This window comes from Tumebacillus lipolyticus (assembly GCF_042682745.1).
GTDB lineage: Bacteria > Bacillota > Bacilli > Tumebacillales > Tumebacillaceae > Tumebacillus_A > Tumebacillus_A lipolyticus.
In genome coordinates this window covers 255,000-269,126 of the sequence record NZ_JBHUIO010000011.1, presented here as the reverse complement: position 1 = coordinate 269,126, position 14,127 = coordinate 255,000, and the positions used below count along the sequence as shown (strand labels likewise).

17 protein-coding genes and 1 riboswitch are annotated in these 14,127 nt (G+C 54.0%); of the genes, 9 read left to right on the top strand and 8 right to left on the bottom strand.

The genetic code is table 11. The annotated features are described in order from the left end of the window. The first annotated feature begins 26 nt into the window (after nucleotides 1-26). Both thiC and ACFSOY_RS17570 read left to right on the top strand, forming a co-directional pair. Complete coding sequence (thiC, locus tag ACFSOY_RS17575) at nucleotides 27-1,721, top strand: phosphomethylpyrimidine synthase ThiC (protein WP_386048870.1); 1,695 nt, start codon at nucleotides 27-29, stop codon at nucleotides 1,719-1,721. A 70-nt stretch (nucleotides 1,722-1,791) separates the two neighbouring features. Beyond that, on the top strand, nucleotides 1,792-1,920 hold the full coding sequence (locus ACFSOY_RS17570; RefSeq protein ID WP_386048868.1) for a hypothetical protein: 129 nt from the start codon (nucleotides 1,792-1,794) through the stop codon (nucleotides 1,918-1,920). A 47-nt stretch (nucleotides 1,921-1,967) separates the two neighbouring features. Here ACFSOY_RS17570 and ACFSOY_RS17565 read toward each other — a convergent pair whose 3' ends face one another. The 3 genes from ACFSOY_RS17565 to ACFSOY_RS17555 all read right to left on the bottom strand — a co-directional run bounded on the left by ACFSOY_RS17565 (nucleotide 1,968) and on the right by ACFSOY_RS17555 (nucleotide 3,472). Then, nucleotides 1,968-2,186, bottom strand: a complete 219-nt coding sequence (locus tag ACFSOY_RS17565) for a hypothetical protein (RefSeq protein ID WP_386048867.1) — start codon at nucleotides 2,184-2,186, stop codon at nucleotides 1,968-1,970. Nucleotides 2,187-2,188: 2 nt separating this feature from the next. Further along, nucleotides 2,189-3,109 (bottom strand): RluA family pseudouridine synthase, encoded by a 921-nt coding sequence (locus ACFSOY_RS17560; RefSeq protein WP_386048865.1) that lies wholly within the window; start codon nucleotides 3,107-3,109, stop codon nucleotides 2,189-2,191. A 150-nt stretch (nucleotides 3,110-3,259) separates the two neighbouring features. Then, a complete protein-coding gene (locus tag ACFSOY_RS17555) occupies nucleotides 3,260-3,472 on the bottom strand; it encodes a DUF1540 domain-containing protein (protein WP_386048864.1) in 213 nt (70 codons plus the stop codon). 261 nt (nucleotides 3,473-3,733) lie between these two features. Here ACFSOY_RS17555 and hppD point away from each other — a divergent pair, with 261 nt between their 5' ends. From hppD to ACFSOY_RS17520, 7 genes are all read left to right on the top strand, one after another. Next, nucleotides 3,734-4,834, top strand: coding sequence for a 4-hydroxyphenylpyruvate dioxygenase (hppD, locus tag ACFSOY_RS17550; RefSeq protein ID WP_386048862.1), 1,101 nt, complete (start codon nucleotides 3,734-3,736; stop codon nucleotides 4,832-4,834). Next, nucleotides 4,834-5,796, top strand: coding sequence for a fumarylacetoacetate hydrolase family protein (locus ACFSOY_RS17545; RefSeq protein WP_386048860.1), 963 nt, complete (start codon nucleotides 4,834-4,836; stop codon nucleotides 5,794-5,796). The genes hppD and ACFSOY_RS17545 overlap by 1 nt, the downstream gene beginning before the upstream one ends. A 16-nt stretch (nucleotides 5,797-5,812) precedes the next feature. Beyond that, nucleotides 5,813-6,973 (top strand): homogentisate 1,2-dioxygenase, encoded by a 1,161-nt coding sequence (locus ACFSOY_RS17540; RefSeq protein WP_386048858.1) that lies wholly within the window; start codon nucleotides 5,813-5,815, stop codon nucleotides 6,971-6,973. An 18-nt stretch (nucleotides 6,974-6,991) separates the two neighbouring features. Then, nucleotides 6,992-7,600 (top strand): flavin reductase family protein, encoded by a 609-nt coding sequence (locus ACFSOY_RS17535; protein ID WP_386048855.1) that lies wholly within the window; start codon nucleotides 6,992-6,994, stop codon nucleotides 7,598-7,600. 63 nt (nucleotides 7,601-7,663) lie between these two features. After that, a complete protein-coding gene (locus ACFSOY_RS17530; protein ID WP_386048852.1) occupies nucleotides 7,664-7,879 on the top strand; it encodes a hypothetical protein in 216 nt (71 codons plus the stop codon). Beyond that, nucleotides 7,873-8,253 carry a hypothetical protein gene (locus ACFSOY_RS17525; RefSeq protein ID WP_386048849.1) on the top strand — a complete coding sequence of 127 codons (381 nt, stop codon included), beginning with the start codon at nucleotides 7,873-7,875 and terminating at the stop codon, nucleotides 8,251-8,253. Before ACFSOY_RS17530 ends, ACFSOY_RS17525 begins: the two co-directional genes overlap by 7 nt. A 289-nt stretch (nucleotides 8,254-8,542) precedes the next feature. Then, a riboswitch (ZMP/ZTP riboswitch) is annotated at nucleotides 8,543-8,629 on the top strand. A gap of 82 nt (nucleotides 8,630-8,711) precedes the next feature. Next, complete coding sequence (locus ACFSOY_RS17520; protein WP_386048848.1) at nucleotides 8,712-9,122, top strand: hypothetical protein; 411 nt, start codon at nucleotides 8,712-8,714, stop codon at nucleotides 9,120-9,122. Between the two features lie 134 nt (nucleotides 9,123-9,256). Here the strand turns inward: ACFSOY_RS17520 and ACFSOY_RS17515 are convergent, their stop codons facing one another. The 5 genes from ACFSOY_RS17515 to ACFSOY_RS17495 all read right to left on the bottom strand — a co-directional run bounded on the left by ACFSOY_RS17515 (nucleotide 9,257) and on the right by ACFSOY_RS17495 (nucleotide 14,062). Continuing rightward, complete coding sequence (locus ACFSOY_RS17515) at nucleotides 9,257-9,943, bottom strand: ABC transporter ATP-binding protein (RefSeq protein WP_386048846.1); 687 nt, start codon at nucleotides 9,941-9,943, stop codon at nucleotides 9,257-9,259. Between the two features lie 23 nt (nucleotides 9,944-9,966). Then, entirely contained in the window at nucleotides 9,967-12,489 is a 2,523-nt protein-coding gene (locus ACFSOY_RS17510; RefSeq protein WP_386048844.1) for an FtsX-like permease family protein, read from the bottom strand. Nucleotides 12,490-12,573: 84 nt separating this feature from the next. Then, a complete protein-coding gene (locus ACFSOY_RS17505) occupies nucleotides 12,574-12,969 on the bottom strand; it encodes a hypothetical protein (RefSeq protein ID WP_386048842.1) in 396 nt (131 codons plus the stop codon). Nucleotides 12,970-13,112: 143 nt separating this feature from the next. Next, on the bottom strand, nucleotides 13,113-13,736 hold the full coding sequence (locus ACFSOY_RS17500; protein WP_386048840.1) for a YqkE family protein: 624 nt from the start codon (nucleotides 13,734-13,736) through the stop codon (nucleotides 13,113-13,115). Further along, nucleotides 13,733-14,062: a DUF1811 family protein gene (locus ACFSOY_RS17495; RefSeq protein ID WP_386048839.1), complete on the bottom strand. Its 330-nt coding sequence runs from the start codon at nucleotides 14,060-14,062 to the stop codon at nucleotides 13,733-13,735. The genes ACFSOY_RS17500 and ACFSOY_RS17495 overlap by 4 nt, the downstream gene beginning before the upstream one ends. Nucleotides 14,063-14,127: the final 65 nt, after the last annotated feature.

The following is a 14,127-nucleotide window of genomic DNA, read 5'->3' as shown; positions in this document are numbered from 1 at the left end:
TTGCAACAAGAGGGGGAGTGAGCCGTATGTCGAGTCAAAAGGTGTATGTGCAAGGATCGCGGGAGGATCTTCGCGTTCCGATGCGAGAGATTCAGCTGACGAACACGATGGGAAGCGGAGGCGTGCAGGAAAACCAGCCGGTTCGCGTCTATGACACCAGCGGGCCGTATACAGACCCGGAGGCGGTGATCGACTTGCGCAGTGGGCTGGAACCGCTCCGCAGCGTCTGGATCACCGAGCGAGGAGATGTTGAGGAGTATGCGGGCCGAGCGGTGCGACCTGTGGATGATGGCATCCGCGAGGGGAGCGAGGAGCGCGGGCACCGTCGACAGGTGTTTCCGGGCCTGCGTCGCCGCCCTTTGCGAGCGAAGGCGGGGCAGCGGGTCACGCAGATGCATTACGCCAAGCGGGGAATCGTCACGCCGGAGATGGAGTACATCGCGATTCGCGAAGGGCTCGACCCTGAGTTTGTCCGGCAGGAGGTGGCGGCGGGGCGCGCGATCATCCCGGTGAACATCAACCATCCGGAGAGCGAGCCGATGATCATCGGGCGCAATTTTCACGTGAAGATCAACGCCAACATCGGCAACTCGGCGGTGACCTCTTCGATCGATGAGGAGGTGGAAAAGATGACGTGGGCGATCCGCTGGGGGGCGGATACGATCATGGATCTCTCGACTGGCAAGAACATCCACACCACCCGCGAGTGGATCATCCGCAACGCGCCGGTTCCGGTGGGCACGGTGCCGATCTATCAGGCGCTGGAGAAGGTGAACGGGATCGCTGAAGACCTGACCTGGGAAGTCTACCGCGACACGCTGATCGAGCAGGCGGAGCAAGGGGTGGACTATTTTACCATCCATGCGGGCGTCCTGCTGTCCTACATCCCGCTGACGATCGACCGCATGACAGGCATCGTCTCCCGCGGCGGCTCGATCCTGGCAGCCTGGTGTCTCGCCCACCATCAAGAGAACTTCCTCTACACGCACTTTCGAGAAATCTGCGAAATCCTCGCCGCCTATGATGTCGCCATCTCGCTCGGCGACGGTCTGCGCCCCGGCTCGATCGCCGATGCGAACGATGAGGCGCAGTTCGCCGAGCTGAAAACGCTGGGCGAGCTGACCAAGATCGCCTGGGAATACGATGTGCAGGTGATGATCGAAGGGCCGGGCCATGTGCCGATGAACAAGATCAAAGAGAACGTAGACCTGCAGATGGAGATCTGCCAGGAAGCGCCCTTTTATACGCTGGGGCCGCTGACGACAGACATCGCGCCCGGGTATGACCACATCACGTCGGCGATCGGAGCTGCGATGATCGGCTGGTGGGGGACGGCGATGCTCTGCTATGTCACGCCGAAAGAGCATCTCGGACTGCCGAACAAGCAGGATGTGAAAGATGGCGTGATCGCCTACAAGATCGCCGCACATGCTGCCGATCTCGCCAAAGGGCATCCTCGTGCACAGCTGCGCGATGACGCACTGTCAAAAGCTCGCTTCGAATTCCGCTGGCACGACCAGTTCAACCTCTCGCTCGATCCGGAGCGCGCTCGCGAGTTCCATGATGAGACGCTGCCTGCGGAGCCGGCGAAGACAGCTCATTTCTGCTCGATGTGCGGGCCGAAGTTTTGCTCGATGCGCATCTCGCACGACATTCGCGATGCAGGGTTGAAAGAGAAGGCGGATGAATTTCGCGAGCGAGGGTCGGAGCTGTACTCGTAAGCCGACCGCCAGCAGATCGCATCGGCTGCCGACCCTTGTGGTACAATGGAGGGTGGAGGAGGCGATGGAAATGAAACGACTCGTACTTTCCGGACTGTTGCTCACCGTGGCGGTTACGTTTACCGGCTGTGGCGGCGAGCATACTGATCATGGAGCTAGCCAGACCAACCAAACGGAGCACACGAACCATCAGCATTAATGCCGACTCATAAAAAGCCGCCCGGTCATCAGGCGGCTTTTGGCAATTTATTCGATCGGTCTCCTTCTGGAAAACTTGCGGGCGATGCTGTTGATGAACAGGAAGGCAAAAAAGATCCACGAGTAGCCGACCAACCCCATCAGCCAGATCGGCACAACGCCTGCAGCCGATCTTATTTTAAGGAAGAATGGCGTCGAGATGATCAGCAGCAGAAACGACAGAAAGGTGAGCGCGCGGGCCCATCTCCTCCGCTGCGCTCTTTTCATGCTCAAACGTCCGCGCTTTCGCGAAGCAGGGCCTGCTTCAGCGCGGCCAGATCATCAGGAAGCGGCGCCTCCACCACCAGCTGCTCGCCGGAAGTCGGGTGGAGGAAGGTCACGCGCGATGCGTGTAGCGCTTGTCGCTTCAACAGATGCAGGCCGATTCGACCGTATTGCCTGTCGCCGAGCAGCGGATGGCCGAGGTGGGTCATGTGCACTCTGATCTGATGGGTGCGCCCCGTCTCCAGCTCCAGATGAACCAGCGTGGCATCCTGATAGCGCTCGATCACCTCATAGCGGGTCAGGGCAAACTCGCCCGCGTTCGGTCTGACTGCGCGCAGCTGCGGATTTTGCTTGTGCTTGCCGATCGGGGCGTCGATCTGCCCGCGCTCCTCGGCGATCGTGCCGGCGACAAACGCCAAGTATTCGCGCTTCAGCTCCCGCTCGCGCAGCTGCCGATCGAGATGCTGATGGGCGAACGCCGTCTTGGCGACGACCAGCGCCCCCGATGTGTCGCGGTCGATGCGATGAACGGGCCGCACCTTCGCCTGCAAGCCCTGCTGGGAAAAGTGGTGGGTCAGCCCGTGCGAAAGCGTTTCGGTCTGGCTGGGGTTGGTCGGATGAACCAAGAGAAAAGGCGGCTTGTTGACCACGATCACCTGCTGATCCTCATAGAGAACATCGAGCGGCATCTCCACCGCCGAAAGCGTCGCTTCCTCTTGAAAGGATAGGGCGGCGCGCACCACATCGCCCTCTTTGACTTGCCGCGCTAAGTAGGCTGGCTTGCGGTTGAGCTGAACCCCTTTTGAGCGGGTCAGCTTTTGAATCATTCTCCGCGAGATCGAAAGCGTGCCGATCAGGATCTCCTCCACCGTTTGCCCCGCCTCTGCTGCGGTCACCGTATGCGTTGTCCATGTGCGTTCTGACATTAGAAGCCCTCCGTTCGATTTGCCGATAGTATTCCCTTTGTACCACAGTCGACACCCCTTGCAAAGCGCGAGATTGAGACAGGCTGTCGAGCAGGCAGATCATCAGCAAAAAGAGCAGCCCGATGAGCTGCCCCTTTTGCTGATGATCTGTTACGATTGTTGCTTCTTTTTGAAAGTGTGACACATGGTAGCCGAGCAGTTTGGCGCGTAGTCCTTGTGCACGCCTTCGCCAATTTCTCCGACTTCTGAATCAAAGTTTTTGCCGGCGTGTGCATCGATCTCGACCAAGATCGAGTTCGCATTGCACCCGCCGCCGTTTGCCCAGTATTCGCAGTTGCTGACCGAACAGCGTACCTCTGGCATCCACATGCACTCCTTTCATATGGGGTCTGTGCTTAGTATGTCTTCTCCCCTGAGCAGAAAACGTGACATTATTTGGTGTACGGAATTTCTGTCGCTTCACCGCATAACAGCACACGGGCGGTAATGCAACCTCTTGCGGGACAAGCACAGAGATTGGTAATCTGAAAGTGAGAAAGTTTTGTAAACGGTTTCCCGATCATGGGAACTTGCTGGTGTGGGAAGTCTGGTAACCAGAGACCTTTTCGTAGGGGGAAAGTAGAGATGACAGAACAAATGGACTTTTTACCGATTCGTCACGTCGATTTTGTAGAGTTTTATGTGGGCAACGCCAAGCAGTCGGCGTACTATCTCGCAGGCGCATTCGGCTTCCAGCCGGTCGCATTCAAAGGGTTGGAGACCGGTTGTCGCGATCGCGTTTCCTACTTGATGCAATCGGGCGACATCCACATCCTGCTCACCGGCAGCCTGGTGGAAGACAATGAGATCGCAGCGCATCACAAGAAGCATGGCGACGGTGTGAAGGACATCGCGATGCGCGTGGACGATGCGGAAGCGGCTTACCAAGAGGCGATCAAGCGCGGGGCGGTATCGGCGATGGAGCCGACCGAGTTCTCCGATCAACATGGCACCGTCAAGCTGGCTGCCATCTATACGTACGGCGAAACGGTGCACACGTTTGTCGAGCGCGACAACTACAAGGGCGTCTTCCTGCCGGGCTTCAAAGAGTTCACCGGCACGATGCCGGTCAACAACTCGGGCCTCGTCGCTTGCGATCACATCGTCGGCAACGTGGAGCTGGGCAAGATGAACGACTGGGTCAACTTCTACGCGAGCGTGTTGGGCTTCTCGCAACTGCTCTCCTTTGATGATAACGACATCTCCACCGAATACACGGCGCTGATGTCCAAAGTGATGCAAAACGGCACGGGGCGCATCAAGTTCCCGATCAACGAGCCGGCACACGGTCTGAAGAAATCGCAGATCGAAGAGTACCTCGACTTCTACAACAGCCCGGGCGCACAGCACATGGCGCTGCTGACGCACGATATTATCGACACTGTCTCGAAACTGCGCGACAACGGCGTTGAGTTCTTGAACGTGCCGGATACTTACTATGAAGATCTGAAACAGCGCGTCGGTGAGATCGACGAGGAGATCGAAGAGATCAAAAAGCTGAACCTGCTGGTCGACCGCGATGAAGATGGCTATCTGCTGCAGATCTTCACCAAGCCGATCATGGATCGCCCGACCTTCTTCTTTGAGATCATCCAGCGCAAAGGTGCGAAGAGCTTCGGCAAAGGCAACTTCCGCGCGCTGTTCGAAGCGATTGAGCGCGAGCAGGAACTGCGTGGCACGCTGTAATGAAGCTCGTTTCCTATCAGCATCCTGATCTCGGTGAGCGGGTAGGCTATCTACAACAGGATCATGTGCTCGACCTGGCGCTCGCTCAGGCTTGGGCGCAGGAGGGAGGACGTTGTCTGGCTCAACGTCCTTTTCCTGTCACGATGATCGAGCTGTTGGAGCGTGAAGGGGAGGGTCTGCGATCCGCGCAGGAGCTTGCAGCAACGACTGCGAGCGCGCAGATCGCCGAGCTCTCTTTCGCCATTCCGCTCGCCGACACGCGCCTGCTCTCGCCAGTGCCGCGCCCCCGCTCCTTTCGCGACTTCTATGCGTTTGAAGAGCATGTGAAGACGGCGCGCGCCCGCCGAGGTCTGGACATCGTGTCCGAATGGTACCAGTTCCCTGTGTTCTATTTTTCCAACCACAATGCGTTCCTCGGTCCAGAAGCTGAGGTTGAGCGCCCTTCCTACACGGAGTGGCTCGACTATGAGCTGGAGATCGCCTGTGTGATCGGCAAGACCGGTCGGGACATCGAGCCTGCGGAAGCGCACGAGTATATCGCCGGGTTTGCGGTGCTCAACGACTGGTCGGCTCGCGATGTGCAGCGCGAAGAGGTAAAAGTGGGTCTAGGTCCGGCGAAGGGCAAAGATTTTGCCACATCGATGGGGCCTTACCTGGTGACGCTCGACGAGTTGGAAGCGGTGCGGGAAGGGGAGCGCTGGCAGCTGGAGATGACAGCGTCTGTAAACGGCCAGGAGCTTTCCCGCGGCAATTTTCACAAGATCTACTTTTCGTTTGGCGAGTTGATCGCCCGCGCTTCAGAGGGCGTGACGCTCCACCCGGGGGATGTGATCGGCTCGGGTACGGTCGGCACCGGCTGTATCTTGGAGCTGGGCACGGAGGTGCATCGCTGGTTGCTACCAGGCGATGTGGTGGAGCTTGAGGTTGAACAGCTTGGCATTTTGCGCAACTTCGTGAAGTAGAGAGGAGGAAACGGTTGTGCCATTCTATCATAAACTGGGCGAGATTCCGCCGAAGCGCCACACGCAGTTTCGGCAGGCGGACGGCTCGTTGTATCGCGAACAGTTGATGTCGACCAAAGGGTTTTCTGACATCTATTCGCTGACCTATCATATCAACCCCCCGACGCAGGTGACGCGGGTGGAGAAGATTCGTGACATCGTGCTGGAGGCGGAGGAGAGCGGTCCGCTGCAACACCGTCACTTTTTTAGCAAGCGGGCGGAGCTTGCGGGCGACCCGATCGATTCCCGTCAGGTGTTGCTCTTCAACAGCGATGTGACGCTTGCCATCTCCAAGCCGACCGAGGAGATGAACTATTACTATCGCAACGCCGACTGTGACGAGGTGCTGTTCGTCCACGAGGGCGAAGGGGTGCTGGAGACGATCTTCGGCAACCTGCCCTATCACAAGGGCGACTATCTGGTGATTCCGATCGGCACGACCTACCGCGTGGTGATGAACACGCCGAGCCGCTTTTTTGTCATCGAATCTGCATCGATGATCAAAACGCCGAGCCGCTATCGGAACGAACACGGTCAGCTCGAAGAGCATTCGCCGTTTTGCGAGCGCGACATCCGTCCGCCTTCCGAGCTGATCACCCATGATGAGAAGGGCGAGTTTGAAGTGCGCGTCAAATCGCGCAACATGCTCACCTCCTTCATCTTCGACTTCCATCCGCTCGATGTGGTGGGCTGGGATGGCTATCTCTTCCCCTATGCTTTCAACATCGACGATTTTGAGCCGATCACAGGCCGTCTGCACCAGCCGCCGCCTGTGCATCAGACGTTCCAGGCGGACGGCTTTGTCATCTGCTCGTTCGTGCCGCGCCTCTATGACTATCATCCGCTCGCCATCCCGGCTCCGTACTTCCATTCGAACATCGAATCGGACGAAGTGCTGTACTATGTGGACGGCAATTTCATGAGCCGCAAAGGCATCGAAGAGGGGTCGATCACCCTGCATCCGATGGGCATCCCGCACGGCCCGCATCCTGGCACGATCGAAAAGTCGATCGGGGCGAAGGACACGCAGGAGCTTGCGGTGATGGTCGATACGTTCAAGCCGCTCTTCATCGCCAAAGTGGCGCATGCGGTGGAAGATGTGAACTACATGTATTCTTGGCTGCCTCCAAAGGCGTAAAGAAAGAGAGGAAAACTTATGCAACTGGACCCGTCAACACTCTCTTGGGACGCTGCGTACAAATATCTCAACGGGGCGATTCTGCCCCGCCCGATCGCCTTCGTTTCGACGGTCGATGAGCAGGGCAACACCAACCTCGCACCCTTCTCCTTTTTCACAGCGGTCGCAGCCAACCCGATGACGATCTGTTTTTCGGTGATGCGCCGCGGCACAGATGGCGAGAAGAAAGATACGCTGCTCAACATCGAGCGGACGAAAGAGTTTGTCGTCAACATCGTCTCCGAATCGTTTGCCAACCAGATGAATGTGACGGCGACCGAGTTTCCGCACGGGGTTTCCGAGTTTTCCGAGTCGGGCCTGACGCCTGCGCCGAGCACGATCGTCAAAGCGCCGCGCGTCAAAGAATCGCTCGTCAACTTCGAGTGCAAGCTGACCGAGATCGTGCACATCGGAGATGACAAAGGAGCCGGATCGCTGGTCATCGGCCAGGTCGTGCAGGTTCATGTCGAGGATGAGATCCATTTCGATGGCAAGATCGACACGAAAAAACTCCAGCCGATCGGACGTCTCGCCGGCGCCGACTATGTGCGTTGCACCGATACGTTTGAAATGATGCGAAAAAAATAGTACGCTAACAAGGCAACCTGTGCACAGGTTGCCTTGTCATTTGCGAAGCGAGGGATACAGATCATGTCAGATGTCGAGCGCTATTATGCGACCTACAAGCTGGAAGATGGCACCGAGATGGCTGCAAAGTTTGCTGACATCAACAAGCGCGATGGGTTTGAGATCTCGCTGTCGATGTATCGCGTCAATCTCGGCCCGATCAAGCGTGAAGTTTTTTTGCAATATGTCGAACGTTTTGAAGGCGAATTGATTCTGGAAGGGGGCGAAGGGGAATGGTAAAGCTGATCATCACACTGCTCTTGCCGTTGCTCGCAGTGCTTTGGCTGATGTATGTGATCAAGCGGAAGGCGAAGCATCAACCGGCGGTGAACAACATCGGGGCGATGTTGATCTTTTGGATCGTCGGCTTCTTGGTGACGTGGCTGTTTGGCACCTATCTTGGACTCTACCTGATGGGGCTGGCCACCGAGACGGGGGCGGGAGACGGCGCGAAAGTGCTGTTTATCGGCAGCGTCTACATCAGCGCTCTGTGGGGTGCTCTGTTTCCGTACAGAGCGTACGCAAGGTCTGGCAAGGACAGCGTTTGGATCTGGTTAGGAACAGGATTGCTCTACAGCCTGTTGTTCTACCTCTCCACCATGTTTGTCAGATAGGTTTTGTTAGACAATTATAAAATTTCTGTCTTTTTATGTTGAAATCATTTGTAAAAGCGAGTACAATTGAAGTAGGGGATGAGCAGTATTTTCGTTCATTGGGGGAAAAGGTAGTCGATGAGACCGAACATTTGCAGCGACGGCTGCCGTAGTGCAGCAGAGTGGGTGCTCGCTTCCGGCACTTGGGGAAGTGCCGGAAGCGAGCATCCGCTCAAGATCGCGGCTTCTTGTCAGGAAGCGGAAATTGGGGTACAATGAAAGCAAGCGAAGTTCATGTTCATAACGAAGAACCATCTCGCATGACTGGCGGAAGCGTGGAGTGAACCACGAGGGAGTGCGAGAGGAGCAAGCATAGCCGACCGCCTGGGCACCTTTGGATATTTATCCGAGGCTCAGGGCGGTTTTGTCTTTTTTTCTGAGCCGAGTGAGTGAGAAGAGGCGAGAAGGAGGCGTTTGTTGTGATGGTATTCGAAGAGCGTTACGGGGAGCGTGTGACCTGTCCGCACTGTGAAGCGAACGGTGCGAGATTTGAGGAGATCGCGACATCGGAGGGCAGCTTTGAGCAGGTCGAGTGGCAGATGAGCACTTGCAGCCGCTGTGCGGCAGATGTGCTGTACAAGCGAGTGTCCGATCTGGAGGATGTCACCTCGCTGTGGCTGGCCGACCCGAGCGGCGAGCCATTGCGCCGCTACGTGATCTTCCCAGAGCCGAATGGTCGCCGCGTCCTCTGGCGGATGTTCGTCGAGGACCCCCTGCATTCGCTTTTGGCACGCCAAGGCTTCTACGATCGTCATCTTCGGCCAGTGCTGCCGGTGAAGCGCGTCACTGTGGGCATTCGGTCTACCCAGCGCGCAGGGAGCAACCAATAGAGAAAGGCCTCTTGACCAGCGAAACGGTCGAGAGGCCTTTCTTTTATTTGAACTTCTTCCAATCCTGTTTTGTGTTGTTGTGCAGATATTCGAAGTTGTTCTCCGTTTGGCGGCGCGTCTCCTCTTGGATGTAGTCAACTCGTAACGTGTGCATCGATTTGCCCGTCGCGGATGTGGATCGAGCGGTGGCATACTTTTGCAACTTCAGGATCGTGAGTCGCGATGATCAAAGTGGTTTGATCCTCCTGGTTGATCTGAATGAGCAGATCAAGGATCGAGTCTCTTGTCGAAGTATCTAAATTTCCGGTCGGTTCATCGCATAGCAGAAGTCTTGGTGAGGTGATGAGTGCTCGCGCGATTGCGACTCGCTGTTGCTCGCCGCCCGACAGCTCGGATGGCAAATGATCAATTCGCTCGCCCAACCCGACTCGTTCGAGCAATTGCTTCGCTCGTTCGCGCAGGTTGAACGAAACTTTGATCGGTACCAGCGGCAGACAGACGTTATCGAGTGCGCTGAACTGCGGCAGGAGGTGATATTGCTGATACACATAGCTGACAAAGTTTCTGCGAAAGCTTTGAAGCTCTTTCGGGCGTGCAGAAGGCGAAAGACTCTCCATCTGGATGCTCCCTTCCGAAGGGAAATCGATCATTCCCAACATGTTGAGCAATGTGGTTTTTCCCGACCCTGACGGCCCGAGCAACGCTACGCGATCCCCTTTTGCAATTTGAAACGATACGTTCTGCAAGACGTTCACTTCCCGCGTTCCGAGCTGATACGATTTGCAGATGTTATCAACCGAGATGAAAGCTTGTTCCGACATGTGCGTGTTCTCCTTTCGAACCATTATCGAACTGGTTTGTTGATCTGTTGGTAGACTTTTGCTGTGGATGCGAGGAGCAACAACAGGATAAATCCGAGCATGGTCAAGATCTGTAGGCTGATCGTCAGCGGGTAAGTCTCGTAAAAGATGCGGAAGAGACCAAGACCGGAAAGGAGCATGAGGAGTGCCCCGACGCTGAACAGTGTGACGATTTCACACATGATCAGATAGGTGATGTTTTTTGAATTCCAACCGATCTTCTGCAGGATCGTAATCTCACGCCTGCGCTTTGCGACAAGTGCCCTGCTCGTTTCCCATATACCAAAAGCTAGGACAGAAAGTGTCGCAAAAACGACCATCAACAGTGAGGTGCCTCCTGCCGCATTGACAATGGCGCCTAAGTAGGTGGTGCCGATCTGCTGTTTTTCGGCCAAAATCAGATTGAGCGTGAACAGAGCCAAGCCACCCGACACGGTGATCAGCAAGAGATTCCACATGTTGTAGCCGATTTGAGCAAAAAAGTTGCCTTGTGCGATTGCGAAGATGGAGGTGGACTTTCCTTTGTTTCTTCGCCACTCGTCTTCTTTTGAAAGCGCGATGTTTTGGCGCTGTTTTTTGCTCGTCTCTCTCCAGACGGTTGCGATCAGGAGCAAGATGATCGCCGCTTGGATTGAGAGTGTCAGGAGCCAGTCGATGTTGATCTCAAGGGTGAGATCCAAAATTAGCAATGTGACAAGAGACATCGCAAATGCGAAGCCGAGCTTCACAACCCATTCCCAGATCATCATTTTGGCGATCTCTTGCGTGCTCCACCCGATCGCCCTCAGCAGTTTGATCTCCTGATTGCGGAGAATGAAGAGCGTGCGCGTGTGAACGACCGCATAGGTGAGGACGATGATCAGTAAAATTCCGGTGATCGAGAGCGACAACATGCTGAGCGCTTCAGTGATGCTCTTCGAAACGCCAAGAGTTGTCCAAACTTCTTGGACGACACCAACAGCGGGGTAGTCGGATACTGCTGGAACCTCTACCGTGACATCTTTCTTCGAGGCACCTGCAACGATATCAGTTTCCAAGCCGGTCAACGTTTCAATTTTTTTCGCTACATCTAAGATTTTGACTTCCGCCTCTTTGTCATACCCGGTGATGCCAGCGACCCGCACTCGAATCGCATCGATCGGGTATTCTCCTTTCAGTAATTCTGCAGCCGCAAGATTGGTCAGCGCAGATGCTGGGATTGGCAAAAACGTATCAGGCGTGAAGTTGGGCTTCAACTCGCCGGAAGCAGCATTGCCATTCATGTCACTGACCCAAGTGACAGGAGAGAAGGAATATAGTCCTAAGGGACTGGGGTCAAGTTTACGGTTGGCGATATCCGATCCTTTGTAGGTGCCCACGACGTTTGGTTCAAAAAGCAGCTTCCCACCTTCTTCTTGAAAAAGACTTCCGACTTGATTAACTTCGCGATAAGAAGTTTTCTTTTCATCCGAATGGGGAACCAGTGTAAAATCACTACCGGAGTTTTTGGAAACCTCATAAGAGTAACGTCCGGTTAAGAAATAGGAGGAAGTTACCAGGTGACCGAAGATTGACGGGTCTGATGGGATCAATTTTCCATATTCGTCGATTCCGAGTGTTACTTTGCTAAAAGGTTTATAGGAGTTGTCCAAGATGAGCGTTTGTTCCTTGATCGGCTGTTGAGCAAATTCATCTTGCAATAAGTCTTCGTAAGTAGAGCCACCAGTTGATGTAAGTTTTTCAATAAGTTCTTCGGTTGTTCGCTTTGGAGCACGAATTTCGATCTTCGCTTGCAAGGCGGATAAAGAATCTTCGTTTACTAATAAGTCTAAACTAGGTATTTTACTTCCACTTTTGCCAGTCGTCATAGTTAAGCTTTCGTTTAGGAGAGGAAGTGTTTTCGTATCGACCCCCAACAATTTTCGTTCCTGTTCAGCGTCTACTCCGACAATGAAATTGTAGAAAAGTGGAAGTAGCATCGAAACATTATAAGATGTTGGACTTTCCTTGAGACTGAGCGAATGGTTGGCAAAGATCCCATGTTCGATCGGCAAGGTGACAACATGAGTGGTAGTCGGTTTTGAGTAGGACTCGGGAAGACCTGTGGCCATTGTGAGCTTTAAAGTGGTTATTTTTGAGTGATCACGGTCTTTAGGGATGTCGAGGGAAATAGCGCCTGAAGAGTTTGTAAAGTAGCCTAGAACAGCGACAGGGGCAGCAACTTCGACGTTCGCAATCTTTTTGATTTCCTCGTATTGGGCGAGCGATATACCACCATTTCCTCCGGTCAGATAATTTTCCTCTACCAACTTTTCATGCTTTTCAAAATCGGTTTTTCCTCCAGCGCTACGAACTAAAATATCATAGCTACCACGGCCATACTTGTAGATCGACTCTTCAGCGATATATTGGGTTGTGGTTAGACTGCTTATAGCTGCTGGAATTGAGGAAAGAAGCAGCAAGATTAGAAAACATGAGATCAAGAAAGTTGACGATCTTTTGTTAGAATTGATGATGTATCTCAGCAAGGAATAAACCTCCTTCTCTTTAAGGTAAATACCCATGTGATATGAAGGTCACATGGGTATTGTGCTGTTTGTTAAAGTGGGGACTTAGTATCTCATATCGACATACGCAGTATCGCTGTCCGAATATGTTCCGCTAGTCACTTTGAGCTTCGTATTAGCATCAAGCTTGGTACCTCCGTAGAGATGAGTAAAAGATTGGTTTTTAGCAGTGCCGGACCATTTGCTGAATAGAGCCTCACCAGTGAATTTATCAACATCGTCCCAATCAATTACAACTCCGTATGAGCCATTTCCGCCGATCCATGAGCCAGTAGCAGTAACAAGTTTGGATCCAATTCCTGCTTTCTCAGCGTTATAGCTGGTGATATAAACTGGCGCGTTTTCAGGTTCGACGATTGCCTTGGCTTCCGCATTTTCTGAAGCCAGAACTCCAGTGATCAGTGCAAAAGCAAAAGCGCTACAGAGAAAGATCTTTTTCAAAATAAGTACCTCCTGCATTATTTATTTTTCCATTTATGATTTTGATTATAAGTTGGGCGAGTTTCTTGGTCAACCATATTTTCAAAATTTAGGAAAATAAAAATCGGTAGTAGTATCGCTACCGCTACCGATCAAACTCTTTATTATTTGAACTTCTTCCAATCCTGTTTTGTGTTGTTGAGCAGATATTCGAAGTTGTTCTCCAACTCTTTCTGCTCTTTCTCCCGGCGGGCGATCTCCGTTTGGCGGCGCGTCTCCTCTTGGATGCGCTCCTGCTCTTTCATCTCCGATGATTTCGCCTGCAGCTTCTGAAGCATCTCCGGGTTGAGCATATCTTTGAGCGTGGTGCCCTTCTCTTTTGGCAGATCGTTTTTGCCGACGCGGTAGTTGGCCAGCGGGTCGCGCTGCTGCGACTGCTGCTGTTTGTTGCTCCCTTTGCTCTTGCCTTTCTTCATCTTTTTCACCTTCTCCTTTAGATGCCCGCGGGTGCGCAGCTCTGCCAGCACCTGCTGTTTGTCCTCTTCGACGCACACGATAAAAATCTCCTGAATCGCCTCTGTCGTCTTGGCGAGCAACTTCAGCCCAGCGTCTGTAAAATACTGAAAGGTCAGCTCTTCCTGCTCCGACTTGTGCGGAGAGATCACGCCGGTGATCACCGAGCGCACCTGCGGAATCTTGCCGAGCTCCTCCAACACTTTTTCATAGCCGCCGATGATCGTGTGCATCTTCTTTACTTTGTTTTCCCGATGGCGGTGCTGACGGCTCATTGCGAGGGGCGCTCCGACTTGGGGTCGAGCAGCATGGCCATCGGATAGGCCTCTTCCAGCCGAACGCCGTTGCGATAGCCCCAGGCCATCACTCCGTCCATCCGGGTCACTTCGAAGCGATCGTTCGAGTCGATGATCGTATAGGTCTCGCCGACGGTGAGCAGATCGCGATCAAGCGTATAGGAAAGCGCGAGATAGTATTTGCGCTCAAGGACGTCAAGCTCCTCGTAGCGCGCTTCGGCAAGCGCTTGATGCCCTTCGTCTTGCAAACGCTTCATCTCCTGTTCCAACTCTTCTTGCGTCATATCGCGGTACAGTTTTGCCATCGATCCGAATCTCCTTTTTGCTTCCCAATTTCTCTTTCCTCATTATACACCGCGTAGGCGCTGGG

Coding starts and splice junctions, on each gene's coding strand:
- thiC (WP_386048870.1), top strand. CDS start 27: ATGTCGAGTCAAAAGGTGTATGTGCAAGGATCGCGGGAGGATCTTCGC.
- ACFSOY_RS17570 (WP_386048868.1), top strand. CDS start 1,792: ATGAAACGACTCGTACTTTCCGGACTGTTGCTCACCGTGGCGGTTACG.
- ACFSOY_RS17565 (WP_386048867.1), bottom strand. CDS start 2,186: ATGAAAAGAGCGCAGCGGAGGAGATGGGCCCGCGCGCTCACCTTTCTG.
- ACFSOY_RS17560 (WP_386048865.1), bottom strand. CDS start 3,109: ATGTCAGAACGCACATGGACAACGCATACGGTGACCGCAGCAGAGGCG.
- ACFSOY_RS17555 (WP_386048864.1), bottom strand. CDS start 3,472: ATGCCAGAGGTACGCTGTTCGGTCAGCAACTGCGAATACTGGGCAAAC.
- hppD (WP_386048862.1), top strand. CDS start 3,734: ATGACAGAACAAATGGACTTTTTACCGATTCGTCACGTCGATTTTGTA.
- ACFSOY_RS17545 (WP_386048860.1), top strand. CDS start 4,834: ATGAAGCTCGTTTCCTATCAGCATCCTGATCTCGGTGAGCGGGTAGGC.
- ACFSOY_RS17535 (WP_386048855.1), top strand. CDS start 6,992: ATGCAACTGGACCCGTCAACACTCTCTTGGGACGCTGCGTACAAATAT.
- ACFSOY_RS17530 (WP_386048852.1), top strand. CDS start 7,664: ATGTCAGATGTCGAGCGCTATTATGCGACCTACAAGCTGGAAGATGGC.
- ACFSOY_RS17525 (WP_386048849.1), top strand. CDS start 7,873: ATGGTAAAGCTGATCATCACACTGCTCTTGCCGTTGCTCGCAGTGCTT.
- ACFSOY_RS17515 (WP_386048846.1), bottom strand. CDS start 9,943: ATGTCGGAACAAGCTTTCATCTCGGTTGATAACATCTGCAAATCGTAT.
- ACFSOY_RS17500 (WP_386048840.1), bottom strand. CDS start 13,736: ATGAGCCGTCAGCACCGCCATCGGGAAAACAAAGTAAAGAAGATGCAC.
- ACFSOY_RS17495 (WP_386048839.1), bottom strand. CDS start 14,062: ATGGCAAAACTGTACCGCGATATGACGCAAGAAGAGTTGGAACAGGAG.